Source organism: Trichocoleus sp. ST-U1, assembly GCF_039961835.1.
In the GTDB taxonomy this organism is placed as follows: Bacteria; Cyanobacteriota; Cyanobacteriia; order Cyanobacteriales; family FACHB-T130; genus FACHB-T130.
Window position 1 is genome coordinate 1 of the sequence record NZ_JAMPJZ010000034.1, and the last position, 15,502, is coordinate 15,502.

Below are 15,502 nucleotides of genomic sequence, written 5' to 3' on the forward strand. Positions count from 1 at the left end.
CCAATCCGGTCAAGAATTAGTGGAACTCAGCAAACAAGTCATCCAAGAATTGACCCCGTGGAACTACGAAACAGTCAAGGATATGGAATTAACCGACGAGCAAGCATGGGTTCGTGGGGCAATTACACCGACTGTGCGTAAGCCGATTGGTCGTTTGCCATCAGGTGCAACGGTGATGGGGATTGGCGATACAGTGATTTTGCACGATCCCGTTGGAGCGCAGGGAGCGAATAACGCGACGAAGATGGCACATCTGGTCGCGCAACGGATTGTCGAACATGGCAACCAACGCTTTGATGAGTCATGGATGCAGGGAGTCTTCGATGAATTCTGGCAATATTGTCAGCATGGGCACGCCTTAACGGATTGCTTGTTGACGCCTCCGGCTCATCTGCAAGAGATTGCGATCGCAATGGCTCAAAATCCAGAAGTTGCCAAGGATTACTTGAACGGTATCAACAATCCACCCAATCTGTCTCCGTGGTTTTTCGATCCTGAAGAAAGTAAAAAATATTTAGCGAAGAAGACGTTGCTGAATTCGATAGAACCGGAAGAGCGACCAGTAGCGCCGATCGCTGGGTAGCGCTGAGGTAAACAGCTAGCGACTAGCGCCACAAGTTCTAATAATGCAGCAATACTGAGAGCGGAAGCGGTTAATGAACGCTTCCGCTTACCTGGCTTGCACCTAAAAAACCTCACCCTCAGCCTCCGCATCTGGAGTCCTCAACTTCTGGCTCAACATCATGGTCAGGTAAGCTGATTTCCACGTCGCGCAACACGCGGAAGCCATACCCACCCAAACCAATCAGCAATAAGCTGATGGAAGTGATGACATACAAAAGCGCCATCCCTGCACCCGATCCCGTGCCGAATAGCCTGCCGAGGATGGGTACAAGAACACCTCCTGGCATCATCGCTGGTTCAAAAACGTGGTCGGCAAGTGGCCCAGCGATTAATAGAGCGATCGCGCTAACGACTTGCTTAATTGCCGATCGGGCAGCGAAAACCCGTCCTTGCACATCCGGTCTTACCTTGCTGAGCAAGATTGCTGTGTTGGAACTGCTCAATAAGGGAAAATTCAGCGATGAGCAGAACTGAGCAGGAAGCCAAATCATTGGCATCTGACCCAACCCAAAAACGGTTTTACTCAGGCCCGCCCCTACCATTGCCATTAAAAAGCCGTGGATGCGGCGCTTAGAGCCGCCCCAGGCACTCAAGAGAAACGCTCCCGTTACCCCACCGAATCCGGCTGCTGAACCGATGCTGCCTAAGACCCTGGCATCATTTCCCGTGCGTGCCAAAATCATCGGTGCATACAAGGCAGCGCCCAGATCGTGAGCAAACCAGAACAAGGACGCCGCGACTACAATGGCGAGCAGACCGGGACGCACCAGAATATACTGGAAGCCGAAGATAATCGGCTGGAAGATCCCTTTATCGTGAGAGGATGTCTCGCTACTTGTGGGTTGGGGGATATGTATCTTGAGAACGGTGCCGATCGCGATCGCAAATGTGACGATATCGATGAGCGAGATCCCGGCAAATCCAATCGTGTAGTAAAGTACACCCGCCAGCGCTGGAGCAATAATAATCGAACTGTAATGAATCGCAGAATCCAGACTGGTAGCACGAGTGTAATGCTGTTTAGGCACTAGCATCGCAATCGATACTGAATACGCCAGCGCTTGAATTTCACTAAAAGCACCGCTAACCGCGCCACTCAAATAAAGATGCCAGATTTGCAAATGGTTGGTCAGGTACAGCCAAAGGATTACCAAGGTACACAAAGCTGTGACTGTGTCGCCAATCATCATCAGGAATTTGCGGTTCCAGCGGTCTACAATTAGCCCAGCAATGGGTGTAATTAAGATGCTCGGCACGAGGGTAAAGAAACCCACTAAAGCGAGTGCTGTCGCCTGACCAGTCAGTTCCCACATCCAGATTTGGATGGCAAAACTGGTCATATAGCTACCGATCGTTGAGACTAGCTGACCGATCCAAATGATGAAGAAGGTTCGCATATTAGTTTTGTTAAGGCGGTTTCCATCCGAGTAGAATATCCCTCCCATTGGTGAATGTAGTGTTTTATCGATTGTGGGCGGTTTTGGATGAATCTTGATTAGGGATTAAACTATTGAGTCAAAGCTGCAACTTTAGGGAATTCCTTGCCCTTGCTTGATTTCTCTATTACCAAATATTTAAACAAGTCATCGAGAACTCGATTGGCTCCGATAATCCCCCAACTGCTAATCCACGCATCGCTATTGACTTGGTATACCTTACCTTGTTTAACCGCATTCAATTGGAACCAAAGCGGATGATTTGTAAATTGGTTTAACTTAGATTCCTTACCTTCTCCGAGTACTAAGAAAATCGCATCACCTTCCATTTTGGGAATTAGTTCTAATGAGAGATTTTCCGAGTTTTTATCTTTATTCTGCGCTGATGGACGGAGCATACCGATATCATTGAGAATGAGTCCACTGAAGGAGCGCTTCATGTAGATTCGGACTTTATCTGCCCAAAAATTAACCACAGATACCTGAATTTGCGAGAAGCGATCGCCCATTTGCTCTTTAAATGTTTCGACGCGCTGATTATAATTCCTTAAAAGCTTTTCGGCTTCTGGCGTCTTACCCAACGCTTCGGCAAATGTTCTCAGCCACTCTTTCCACGTAATACTCCCTTCAGCAAAAACTGTCGGGGCAATTTGTGATAGCTTCTCATAGATTCCTTCATCCCAAGACCAACCCAAAATCAAGTCTGGCTTCAAGAACAAAATTTTCTCCAGGCTTGGTTGCCCATTTATGCCAAGTTTTGTAATTCCTTCGGTTTGATTTCGGAGATAGGAGAGAAACTCCCCATCTCCTAAGGTTGTGGCACCTACAGGTTTGATACCTAAAGCTAAGACGTTCTCCAAGTTTCCCAGCACAATTACCCGCTGCGGATTAACGGGAACCTTTGTTTCTCCCATTGCGTGCTTGACTACTCGTACAGCTTGAGAAGGCAAGTTTAGAGAAACATTAATACTGTTATTCGTCCCATTCTTTTTGGCATTATTCCCACACGCAGAAACGATACAAATTGTTAAAAGTGTTATTAACAACAGTCGGATATTACGCTGAATATAGTTATTCGTTAAATTCCAAATTGGATAACGGTGGAGAATAAAAGAATAAAAATAAATAGCAATTTTACTTAAAAAATAAGCTATTTTTTTGATTGAAAACATAATAATTTGAAAAAATTTTTTAACCACAAAGACGCTAAAAACACCAAACAATAAGATATAGAAATAATTTGCAAATCCAAGTAGAATCTCTATGCCTTAAAAGCATATCTTTAGGAATTCACTTATTACTACGAAATGCTTACCAGGTTTTTCGTAATATATTGGTTGAATTCATACAATTCATTGCTGTCACATTCTCCTTTTAAATGAAGAGTTTTATGTTTATCTTCAATAATGTCGGCTCTATAGACACTCAGAACTCCATTCGGAGTTTTAAAAGTTATTTCAACTTGATTAAAACTTTCATCTTCGCTTCGCTCAATTATCTGATAGGCAACCTGATAGTTAAACCAATCCCAGCCATATTTGAGGATGAGTTCTTTTTCTAAGATTTGAGCTGCCCAAGGTAAAAGTCCCCAACCACGATAGACATTTTTCAAGCACTGAATGTCACCCGTTCGGGTCAGAATGGCAGCAAATGATTTTTGGTTGAGCCTGCCATAATATCTTCCCTCTGGAAAATCAATTGCAGTAGGGGCAAAGCGATGACCGCCAATGTGGCTGGCTTGCCAAACGCGGACACGATCGAGTGATAAGTCAGAGACAGTGGCTAAGGCAGCTTTGTAAAAAGGATTGCCATACTTAGCACAACATTTATCGTGGCTACCGTGGGTACAGACTAAAATATCTCTGGTTTGAATATCTATAGCTTCATGTTTTGGAGCGTTACCTGTTAAACAGTCTTTCAGTAAAGAAGCTACATCATTGATATCTGAAATCAGAAATTCTTGCTTGGTGTAACCTACTGAAAGTCCGGTGTTTGCTCGGAAAATTATCAGTCGCTTGTTGCGATCGCGCTTAGTTTGGTCGCGATGAATCAATACAACCCGAACAGAAAGCTCCTCTGTATCAATTTCCTCCTTCAAGGCTTTTAAATTAGCCGGGAGGAATTTTGAATCAAGTGGATCGGGTGTCCAAGGCGGTGGACACTCAATCAGTACATAGATTTTGTGATTCGTTGCACACCCGATAATCTGTTCTCCAGCTTGGCGTGACTCTTCGGCGCAAAAGAATCCATTCATCGCTTGATTACTTGCGGTGTAACAATTTGTTTGCTTCAAATTTCCTCACGCCCAATCGATGCGCTCACTACGACCTAGTTGGTTATTGAAAGTTATTATCACTAGGTCAGCAACATATAACGTCTTATCTGCCAATGTCAAGGGTATAAAAAAAATTAGTCTATTGAGAACTCATGTCAGTTTTTTCTGAAAATACCCAGTTCAGCGTCCAGAAAAATTTGCACGCCTTGACCGGGAGAGCATGAAACTATAACGGTTTTCCGTTCGCTCATATACAAAGCCTAACCCCCAGCCGCATTCCGTAATAGGGAAGCGGAGCAAATCTCGTTCCTTGTAGGAGAAGGGCTGGGGTTATGTCAGACTCTACTGCACAAACGTCGGGGGAAGCTTTCCGGCTAGTTTAAGTCATGCTTCCCCCAACCCATAGAAGAGCAAAAGCCGGAATTTTATTTCTGAAAAAATTTTGCGATTGCTACTTGCCAAACTTGCAAGCTTTGTACTAAGGTTATCCAAGCTTATTAAAAATGAATGTCAATAGCAGTGAAAAGTTACCGCTAAGAACCCTCTTGAAGAGGAGCGTTGACCCTAACGCCAACACCAGGATTTGTGAGGTTTTTTGCCCTGCCGAGGGTTCCTAAAACTCCCAAAAACGTCGATTTAACAGCAAATACAGATGAAGCGCTCAGTTTTTAATCCAACCACCCGGATTGGAGCTAGAGATGGGCGGTTTCGGTTCGGCAACGCGAATCTTTGACGAGAGAGTTTGACGAGATAGTTTGAACTTTGTGGTCGGATTCAATCGTTCAGGGTTAAAAAAGTCAGGCTTGAAAAAGCAGAAAAAGTAACATGGTCGATTTTTGCCAAGATTTTCTAGAAAACCCGCCTAAGAAAATTGCCACTTTAGCAGACATTCTGCGCTATCGAGCTGTAAACGAACCAGAAAAACTGGCGTTTACCTTCTTGCAGGACGGGGAAACACCAGGCGAGAACCTGACTTATCGAGAGTTGGATCGGCGCAGTAGAGCGATCGCATCCCAGCTGCAAGGGATGGGTTTAAGTGGCGAACGTGCCTTATTGCTTTATCCACCGGGTTTGGATTATCTTGCGGCATTTTTCGGTTGTTTGTATGCAGGCGCGATCGCCGTTCCCGCGTATCCGCCTCGCAACCAACGCAACACGCCCAGAATTCAAGCAATTTTGCAAGATGCACAGGCGAAAATCGCGCTCACCACAACAGCGATTTTTGCGAAAGTGCGATCGCTTCTCGCTCAAAAAACTGACTCAGATGCTTTAAATTGGCTCACCACAGACAACATTGCCAACGGCATCGAAGCTAATTGGGAACCGCCAAGCATTCATCAAGACACATTAGCTTTTCTGCAATACACCTCCGGTTCTACAGGGATACCGAAAGGAGTCATGCTCAGTCATGGCAATCTACTGCACAATGCCGCCATGACTTACCGACTCATGGAACATTCGCCCAGTAGCAAATTTGTCTCCTGGCTGCCGATCTATCATGACATGGGACTTATCGGCGGCGTACTGCAACCCTTATATGGCGGGTTCCCTTGCTACTTAATGTCCCCCGCGTCTTTTCTGTTGAGTCCGTATCGCTGGCTGAAAGCGATTTCTGACTACCAAGGGACTACCAGCGGTGGCCCGAATTTCGCTTATGAACTGTGCGTTCAGAAAATTACACCTGAGCAAAAAGAAACCCTTGATTTAAGCAGATGGAGTGTCGCTTTTAACGGTGCAGAACCCATCCGCCAAGATACTTTAGAGCGGTTTGCAGATGCCTTTGCTTCCTGCGGCTTTTTAAAAACCGCTTTTTATCCCTGTTACGGGATGGCGGAGGCAACCCTAATCGTTTCTGGTGGTATCAAGGCAGCGGTTCCGGTCGCGAAAACTGTTCAAAAAACGGCATTAGAACGCAACCAAGTCATTGATGCTGATGACGACGACAATTCCCAGCCTCTGGTCGGTTGCGGGAACACCTTACCAGAACAGGAGATTGTTATTGCTAATCCTGAAACTTTAACCCGATGTGCGCCAGATGAAATTGGTGAAATTTGGGTTTCAGGCCCTAGTGTAGGTCACGGTTATTGGAATCGACCAGAGGAAACGGCGCAAACCTTCCGCGCCTACCTCGCAGATACGGACGGAAAGCCTTTTTTAAGAACAGGCGACTTGGGCTTTTTGCACAATGGGGAACTGTTCATCACAGGTCGAGCCAAAGATTTAATTATCATCCGGGGTCGCAACCTTTATCCCCAAGACATTGAACGAACGGCAGAATGCAGCCATCCAGGATTACGTTCAGGCAGTGGTGCAGCTTTTGCGGTAGAAGTCGGCAATGAAGAACGGCTTGTCGTAGTGCAAGAGGTAGAATTTCGCTCGAAACCGAATGTTGAGGAAGTCACCGCCGCCATTCGTCAGGCAGTTGCAGAAGAACATGAGATACAAGTTTATGCGGTAGTTCTGATTAAAGGTGGCAGCATTCCCAAGACTTCTAGCGGGAAGATTCAACGCCGCGCTACTCGTGCGGAGTATCTTGCAGGCGAATTGGATGTTATTGGTAGCAGTATTTTAGAGAATTCCTATCCTGTCGAAAATGAAGATGCTCTCACCCGCGAGGAGTTGCTGGCTGTTGAGTCGGAAGAGCGTCAGCAGCGATTAGAGGCTTATCTGCAAAGGCAAGTGGCGCGGGTGCTGGGTGTTGCGTCGTTTGAATTAGATTTTCGGAACGAACCGCAGAGTACGCAGAGAAAGCAGAGGAAGAATCATCGAGGAAATATTAGTATTGAGCAGCCTTTGAGCCGTTTTGGTCTCGACTCGTTGATGGTTTTCGAGTTGAAGAATCGGATCGAGGTTGATTTGGGGGTAGCTGTATCGATTGCGGATTTGTTCGAGGGAGTTAGCATTACCCAACTGGCAACGCAGATACTCGACCAACTTACTCAGGCGGTTCCGTCTGCATCGATACCTTTGTGCAGAGTTGAGAAAACTACTGACGAGTATCCGCTTTCTTTTTCTCAAGCTAGATTGTGGTTTGTCAATCAACTGCAACCGGGAACTCCGGCTTATAACATTCCCATCGCGGTTCGCCTGACAGGACGGTTGGATGTGCCAGTGCTGGTTCGCAGTATTCACGAAATTATCCGGCGACACGAAATCTTGCGGACAAGCTTTGCCCTAGTGGAGGGCGAACCCGTGCAAGCGATTTCTGGGGAAAGCTGCGTCACCTTAAATTTACCAGAGGTGGATCTGCGGCAATTGCCCGATGCTGAGAGACAAGCGCAAGCGCAACAATTTGCGATCGCAGAGGCTCAAACGCCCTTCGACTTGGCACAACCCCCGTTATTCCGGGCAAAACTGCTGCATCTAACCGCAGAAGAGTCGATGCTGCTGCTCACACTGCACCACATTGTTGCCGATGGTTGGTCGGTTAAAGTTTTAGTCCGAGAATTGACAGCACTTTACGAAGCTTTCTCGACCGGAAAGCCTTCGCCACTCGCTGAACTTCCCATCCAATATGTTGATTATGTCGATTGGCAACGACGGTGGTTCTCCGGTGAGAGGCTAGAAATTCATCTGAATTATTGGAAGCAGCAGTTAGGGGGAGAACTTCCCGTATTAGAGTTGCCGACTGACCGAGCGCGATCGCCAATACAGACTTTTCGGGGGGCGCAGCAAACGTTAGTGCTGCCCAAAGCCTTGACTGAGGCAATCAAAATGCTAGGTCAGCAGGAGGGTGTCACCTTATTTATGACCTTGCTGGCGGCGTTTCAGACGTTGCTTTACCGTTATTCAGGACAGGAGGACATTTTAGTCGGTTCGCCGATTGCCAACCGCGATCGCGCTGAGCTGGAATCCTTAATTGGGTGCTTTGTCAATACTTTGGTGTTGCGTACCGATTTGGCAGGAAATCCCAGCTTTAAAGAATTGCTGGGACGGGTGCGAAAGGTGGCAATTGATGCTTACGTTCACCAAGATTTGCCTTTCGAGAAGCTGGTGGAATTACAGTCGAGTCGAGATCTGAGCTATAACCCGATATTTCAGGTAATGTTCGTCCTCCAGAATCCCGCATTTTCGACGGTTTCGTTACCAGAGTTAACTTTCAAAACTTCGGAAGTTGAGAGTGGAACCGCAAAGTTCGATTTATTCCTATCAATGATAGATACGGAACAGGGATTGAGCGGGACGCTGGAATACAACACCGATTTGTTCAACGCGGACACCATCACCCGAATGTTAGGGCATTTCCAAACCTTACTGGAAGGAATTGTTGCCGATCCAGAGCAGTGTTTATCAGATTTGCCGCTATTAACTGCATCTGAGCGTTATACTTTGCTGGTGGAATGGAATGACACTCAAGTTGATTACCCCCAACAGTGTATCCATCAATTATTTGAGCAGCAAGTAGAAAAGACACCAGATGCGATTGCATTAATCTTCAACAATGTAGAGACAGGATTCAGTGAGTCTCTAACTTACTGCGAGTTAAACAACCGAGCGAACCAGTTAGCGCACCACCTGCAACAGATGGGCGTGCAGCCAGATGTTTTGGTTGGCATCTGCATGGAGCGATCGCTGGAAATGGTAGTCGCTCTTTTAGGCATTTTAAAAGCAGGTGGCGCTTACGTACCTTTAGACCCCACGTATCCGAAAGATCGCTTAGCGTTCATGTTGGCAGATGCCCAAGTGTCACTGCTGCTAACTCAACAATATTTGGTTAATCAATTACCGCAACATCAAGCGATTATCTGTTTAGATCCCCAATGGGAAACGATTACCCAAGAGGGTACAGAAAATCCTATTTCATCTGCTACACCAGAGAACCTGGCTTATGTAATTTATACCTCTGGTTCCACAGGAAAGCCCAAGGGAGCGATGAATACCCACCTGGGGTTAAACAATCGCTTGCGGTGGATGCAAGACACTTACCAATTAACAACAACCGACCGAGTTTTGCAAAAAACTCCCTTCGGCTTTGATGTGTCAGTTTGGGAATTTTTCTTGCCTTTCTTAACGGGTGCTAGCCTCGTTTTAGCTAAACCAGGTGGTCATCAAGATAGCGGTTATTTAGTCCGACTGATTGCCAAGCAAAAAATCACGACATTGCACTTCGTTCCCTCAATGCTGCAAGTATTTTTAGAGGAGTTGGGGGTAGTAAAATGTAACAGCCTTAAGCGGGTATTTTGTAGCGGTGAAGCTCTGCCTTTTGATTTACAAAAGCGCTTTTTTATCCGTCTAGGCGCAGTAGAATTACATAATCTTTACGGGCCGACAGAAGCGGCAATTGATGTTACTTTTTGGGATTGCCAGCGTAACAGCCAACGGCGAATTGTTCCCATCGGTCGTCCGATTGCCAATACACAGATATATCTCTTAGATTCGCATTTACAACCTGTCCCGATTGGCGTTCCGGGCGAGTTACACATTGGCGGTTTTGGTTTGGCTAGAGGTTATCTGAATCGACCAGAGTTAACCCAAGAGAAGTTTATTCAGAATCCTTTTAAAGACCTAACCCCCCAGCCCCCTTCCCTACAAGGGCAGGGGGAGAATTGCTCCCCTCCCCTGCTAGGGGAGGGGTTGGGGGAGAGCCGCCTTTACAAAACCGGAGATTTAGCCCGCTATTTGCCAGATGGAAATATTGAGTTTCTGGGGAGAATTGACCACCAAGTAAAAATTCGGGGTTTCCGTATCGAATTGGGAGAAATTGAGGCGGTGTTGTTACAACATCCCCAGGTGCGAGAAACGGTGGTGCTTGCCAGAGAAGATATGCCCAACGACCGCCGCTTAGTCGCTTATGTAGTTCCGAATCACGATGCTGAACTTTCGATTAATGAATTGCGCGATCGCTTAAAACAAACGCTTCCTGAATACATGGTGCCTTCGGCTTTTGTATTTCTAGATACTCTACCGCTGACACCCAATGGAAAAGTCAATCGTCGCGCCTTACCTGTTCCAGAAAATCAGCGTTTAGAGTTAGCCGTTTATCAACCTCCTCAATCGGAGATTGAAAAAACAATTGCGACTGTTTGGCAAATGGTACTGAACTTAGAGAAAGTCGGGATTCACGATAATTTCTTTGATATCGGGGGACATTCATTACTGATGCTTCAGGTGAATCACAAACTGCGGACAGTTTTTAACCAAGAGATATCAGTCGTTACTTTATTTCAAAACCCAACCATTTATTCGCTGGCGCAATATTTAAGCCAACAAAAGCCTTCTTTTGAAGAGATGCGCGATCGCGAAGTTGGACGCGATAGTGTCCTGCGCGCTCGAAAGCAAATAGAGGCTATCAATCGCCAAAAAGAACTATTGAGCAAGCAAGGTAGAAAGATTCATGGATAGCGCTACAAATTACGATTCTCTGGAAGGCATCGCCATTATCGGCATGAGCGGACGCTTTCCCGGTGCGAAGAATGTCGAAGAATTTTGGCAAAATTTACGCGATGGAGTCGAATCAATTTCGGTCTTCACCAATGAAGAATTAATAGATGCTGGAATCGCTCCAGGTTTATTCGATAATCCCAATCATGTAAAAGCTGGTGCCGTATTAGAAGATGTTGAGTTTTTTGATGCTTCTTTCTTTGGTTTTAACCCCAAAGAAGCGGAAATGACCGACCCGCAACACCGGATATTTTTAGAGTGTGCTTGGGAAGCGCTGGAAAATGCTGGTTACGACACCCAAAGATGTGAAAGTCGCATTGGCGTTTATGCGGGGGCTAGCTTAAATAACTATTTATCCTTTGATTTAAATGGCGACCAAATCGGGTCAGCCAATAGTTTCCAAAAGTTAATAGGCAACGATAAAGGTTTTCTCACGACTCGCGTTTCTTACAAATTAAATCTTAAAGGGCCAAGCCTGACTGTTCAAACAGCTTGTTCCACTTCATTAGTGGCGACAACTCTGGCTTACCAAAGTTTATTAAATTACCAATGCGATATGGCATTGGCAGGTGGAGTTTCGATTCGGGTGCCGCAAAAGACAGGGTATTTATATCAAGAAGGGGGAATTTTATCTCCGGATGGTCATTGCCGCGCCTTTGATGCTGATGCACAGGGAACCATTATTGGGAATGGTGTGGGAGTGGTCGTTTTAAAAAGATTAGAGGATGCGATCGCAGATGGCGATCGCATTCAGGCGGTAATCAAAGGTTCTGCCATCAATAACGATGGTTCTGAGAAAGTCGGGTATACAGCACCCAGCGTCAACGGACAAGCAGACGCGATCGCAGAAGCACTTGCCCTCGCGGGAGTCGATCCGGAAACTGTCACCTATATCGAAACTCACGGGACTGGAACCGTCTTAGGCGATCCGATTGAAATTACTGCGCTTTCTAATGTTTTTGGTGCCAATACCGAGAAAAAGAATTTCTGCGCCATCGGTTCCGTCAAAACCAATATCGGTCATCTGGATGCAGCAGCGGGTGTCACGGGACTCATGAAGACGGTTTTGGCACTAAAACACAAGTTGATTCCACCCAGCTTAAATTTTAAACAGCCAAATCCTGAGATTGATTTTGCCAATAGTCCCTTTTACGTCAATACCCAGCTGACAGAATGGAAGGCAAATTCGACCCCGCGCCGCGCCGGAGTCAGTTCTTTGGGGATTGGTGGCACCAACGCCCATGTGGTTCTCGAAGAAGCGCCAACGGTAAAAGCATCGGGTTCTTCTCGTCCGTGGCAATTATTGGTACTTTCCGCCAAAACGGAATCGGCACTGGAGACGGCTACGGCAAATTTGGTGGCTCACCTCAAGCAGCACCCCGATCTCAATTTGGCGGATGTTGCTTACACCCTGCAAGTAGGTCGTCGGGCTTTTGAACATCGCCGGATCTTGGTTTGCCAGACGGTTGAGGAGTTAGTAAACCAATTGGAAACCCCTCATCCTCAAAGTGTTTTAACTCACTTCCAAGAGCCTACTGAACGCTCCATCGCCTTCATGTTTCCCGGACAGGGAGCGCAGTATGTGGATATGGGGAGGGAACTGTACCAGAGTGAGCCGATATTTCGAGAGCAAGTAGACCGTTGCGCTGTCCTTCTTCAACCTCATATCGGGATGGATTTGCGATCGCTACTTTATCCCAACCAGCCGAATCCGGAAGCAGCCGCAGAAAAACTCAAACAAACTTGCTTTGCCCAACCTGCGTTATTTGTGATTGAGTATGCCTTAGCTCAGTTGTGGATGTCTTGGGGCATTTCTCCCCAAGCGATGCTGGGTCACAGTATTGGCGAATATGTAGCGGCTTGCCTTGCAGGTGTCATGTCTGTTGAAGACGCTTTAGCTTTGGTGGCGATTCGTGGGCGACTGATGCAGCAAATGCCAGCCGGGGCGATGCTTGCCGTTTCCTTGCCAGAAGCGGAAATTAACAGCCTACTGAATGAGAAGTTATCTTTAGCCGCCACTAACGCACCTTCTTTGTGCGTCGTTTCGGGAACCCTTGACGCTGTAGACGCAATTGAAGCGCAACTCACGGCTAAAGGGGTCGAGTGTCGGCGTTTGCATACTTCTCATGCCTTTCATTCCCAGATGATGGATTCTATATTGGAGCCATTCATTGCGGAAGTGAAAAAAATTAAACTGAATCCTCCTCAAATTCCCTTTATCTCCAACGTTACGGGAACTTGGATTACAGCAGCAGAAGCCACAGATCCTAATTACTGGGCGACGCATCTACGGCAGACAGTACGTTTTTCTGAGGGAATTTCTACATTACTGCAACAGCCAAATCGCATCCTCTTAGAAGTTGGTGCGGGGCGTAGTTTATGTACCTTTACCAAACAGCATTCCCATGAAGCAATTGGGCAAGTGGTGTTACCTTCGCTACGCCATCCCCAGGAGCAAAACTCAGATATTGCCTTTTTACTCAATATCTTAGGGCGGCTTTGGCTAGCAGGAGTTTCGGTGAATTGGTCTGCTTTTTATGCTGGTGAACAACGTCACCGCGTACCTTTACCGACTTATCCGTTTGAGCGTCAGCGTTACTGGATTGAACCCCAAACCGAAGTCCCAGCAATTAGTCCAGGTGAAAGCAAGCTAGGGAAATCGGATATTACTGACTGGTTTTATGTTCCTTCTTGGAAGAAAATCCCCCTGGTCAAAACGGGAGAGATTTCATCTGCTTGCTACCTGGTTTTTGTTGATGAGTGTGGGATCGGTTCTCAAATCGTCCAACGATTGCAACAAGCTGGACAAGATGCGATTTCTGTCCGGGTTGGAGAGCAATTTAAGCAACTTGATAGCAACGCTTACACGATTAATCCCGCTTGCCAGGATGATTATTACGCCTTGATTCAAGCCGTGCGGGAACAAGGGAAAGCCCCGAATGCGATCGCGCATCTCTGGAGTATCACCCAATCACCGCCTCAGTCCTTGGAAACCAGCCAAAATCTTGGTTTCTACAGTCTGATTTATTTAGCGCCAGCCTTAGGGCAACAACCCGTTAGCAATTCCATTCAACTTCTAGTTGCAAGTAACAATCTTTATGACATTATTGGCGACGAGCTATTGTGTCCTGAAAAAGCAACCATCATCGGTTCATGCAAAGTCATTCCTCAAGAGTATCCTCACATCAGTTGTCGTCAAGTGGATGTGGCAATCTCGGAATCAGGAACCAACAACTTAGTAGAGCAACTGATAGCAGAATTAGGAGCAGATTCAAAAGACTCCATGATTGCCTACCGTGGCAATCATCGCTGGGTTCAGACATTTGAGCCAGTCCCGCTAGAAAAAGCCAGCCAAACCCGGTTACGACAAGGGGGAGTATACCTGATTACAGGTGGCATGGGAGGGATGGGCTTTGTCTTCGCCGAATACCTTGCCAAGACAGTACAAGCCAAGCTGATTCTAACCGGACGTTCTGCACTGCCTGCAAAAGAGCAATGGCAGGAATGGCTAGCAACCCATGATGCGCTCGATCCTACCAGCCGCAAGATTCAGAAATTGCAGGAATTGGAAGCATTAGGCGCTGATGTTCTGGTAGTCGCTGCCGATGTTGCGAATGATGAACAAATGCAGAATGCGATCGCGCAATCCCTAGAACGTTTTGGTGAGATTCACGGAGTTATCCACGCCGCTGGAGTTGCGGGTGGTGGCATGATTCAACTCAAAACACCAGAAATTGTAGAAAGCGTTTTTGCTCCGAAAGTGATGGGAACTTTGGTACTAAATAATGTCCTCAAGGATGTCAATTTAGACTTCGTGGTTCTCTGCTCATCTCTTAGCTCAATCCAAGGCGGATTTGGACAGGTAGACTATAGTGCTGCCAATGCCTTTTTGGATGCCTTTGCTCACTGCAATCCTTTTAAATCCGCTCATACAATCTCAATTAACTGGGAGGCGTGGCAAGAAGTTGGCATGGCGGTGAATACTGCTGTTCCTGAAAAGCTCAAACAGTGGCGCGAAGAAAGTCTGAAAAATGGAATTTTATCCGCAGAAGCTGTGGATATCTTGAGCCGAATTTTGGAAAACTCACTTTCTCAAGTTATCATTTCAACGCAAGATTTATCCGATGTCATTGAGCAAGCTTCTAACTTTTTTTTATCAAGTTATGACGCTCAAACATCAGATGATTCTAGTCAATTATCAGCAACTAGACATCCTCGACCTCTCCAAGCAAATGCCTATGTTGCTCCTCGCAATGACATTGAGCAAGGTATCGCTAATATCTGGCAAGAACTGATAGGAATTGAAAAGGTGGGAATTTACGACAACTTCTTTGAGTTGGGCGGACATTCTTTACTGGCTGTACAAACGATTTCCCGACTGCGTGAAACTTTCCAAGTGGAATTACCGTTGCGTACTCTTCTTTTTGAAGCTTCTACAGTCGCTGAACTTGCTACTGTCATTGCTGAAAAACAGCCTAATCCAGAACAAATAGCTGAGATAGAGCAGATGTTAGCGGAGGTGGAAAATCTCTCTTTGGATGAAATACAAGCGCTGGTTGCTAAAGAATCCCAAGCAAGCTTTCGTTAGCAAGCATAAAAATTAGATCGGTTATATCTGATTTGCGAACATTATCTTTGTGAACGAACCGCCAAGACGCAAAAAGCGCCAAGGAAGAGAGGAAGAGAAATGGAAAATCTTACAAATTGTTTATGGTGCTATATAGCAATCCTATTTGATTCGCGAACTCATCTTCTCTCTTCTTCTCTTTCCTCTGCGCCCTCGGCG

The 15,502-nt window shown here is 46.3% G+C and carries 5 protein-coding genes and 1 pseudogene; 3 read left to right on the forward strand and 3 right to left on the reverse strand.

What is annotated here, in order from left to right:
- Positions 1-583: pseudogene (locus tag NDA06_RS13940) on the forward strand (oxygenase); the annotation flags it as partial.
- Positions 584-701: 118 nt separating this feature from the next.
- Here NDA06_RS13940 and NDA06_RS13945 read toward each other — a convergent pair.
- From NDA06_RS13945 to NDA06_RS13955, 3 genes are all read right to left on the reverse strand, one after another.
- Positions 702-2,021 carry an MFS transporter gene (locus tag NDA06_RS13945; protein ID WP_190986825.1) on the reverse strand — a complete coding sequence of 440 codons (1,320 nt, stop codon included), beginning with the start codon at positions 2,019-2,021 and terminating at the stop codon, positions 702-704.
- A 110-nt stretch (positions 2,022-2,131) separates the two neighbouring features.
- Positions 2,132-3,283 (reverse strand): iron-siderophore ABC transporter substrate-binding protein, encoded by a 1,152-nt coding sequence (locus tag NDA06_RS13950; protein WP_348251751.1) that lies wholly within the window; start codon positions 3,281-3,283, stop codon positions 2,132-2,134.
- A 77-nt stretch (positions 3,284-3,360) separates the two neighbouring features.
- On the reverse strand, positions 3,361-4,314 hold the full coding sequence (locus NDA06_RS13955; RefSeq protein ID WP_190986826.1) for a sucrase ferredoxin: 954 nt from the start codon (positions 4,312-4,314) through the stop codon (positions 3,361-3,363).
- 846 nt (positions 4,315-5,160) lie between these two features.
- Here NDA06_RS13955 and NDA06_RS13960 point away from each other — a divergent pair.
- Entirely contained in the window at positions 5,161-10,677 is a 5,517-nt protein-coding gene (locus NDA06_RS13960; protein WP_190986827.1) for a non-ribosomal peptide synthetase, read from the forward strand.
- Complete coding sequence (locus tag NDA06_RS13965) at positions 10,670-15,304, forward strand: SDR family NAD(P)-dependent oxidoreductase (RefSeq protein ID WP_348251752.1); 4,635 nt, start codon at positions 10,670-10,672, stop codon at positions 15,302-15,304. The genes NDA06_RS13960 and NDA06_RS13965 overlap by 8 nt, the downstream gene beginning before the upstream one ends.
- Positions 15,305-15,502 lie beyond the last annotated feature (198 nt).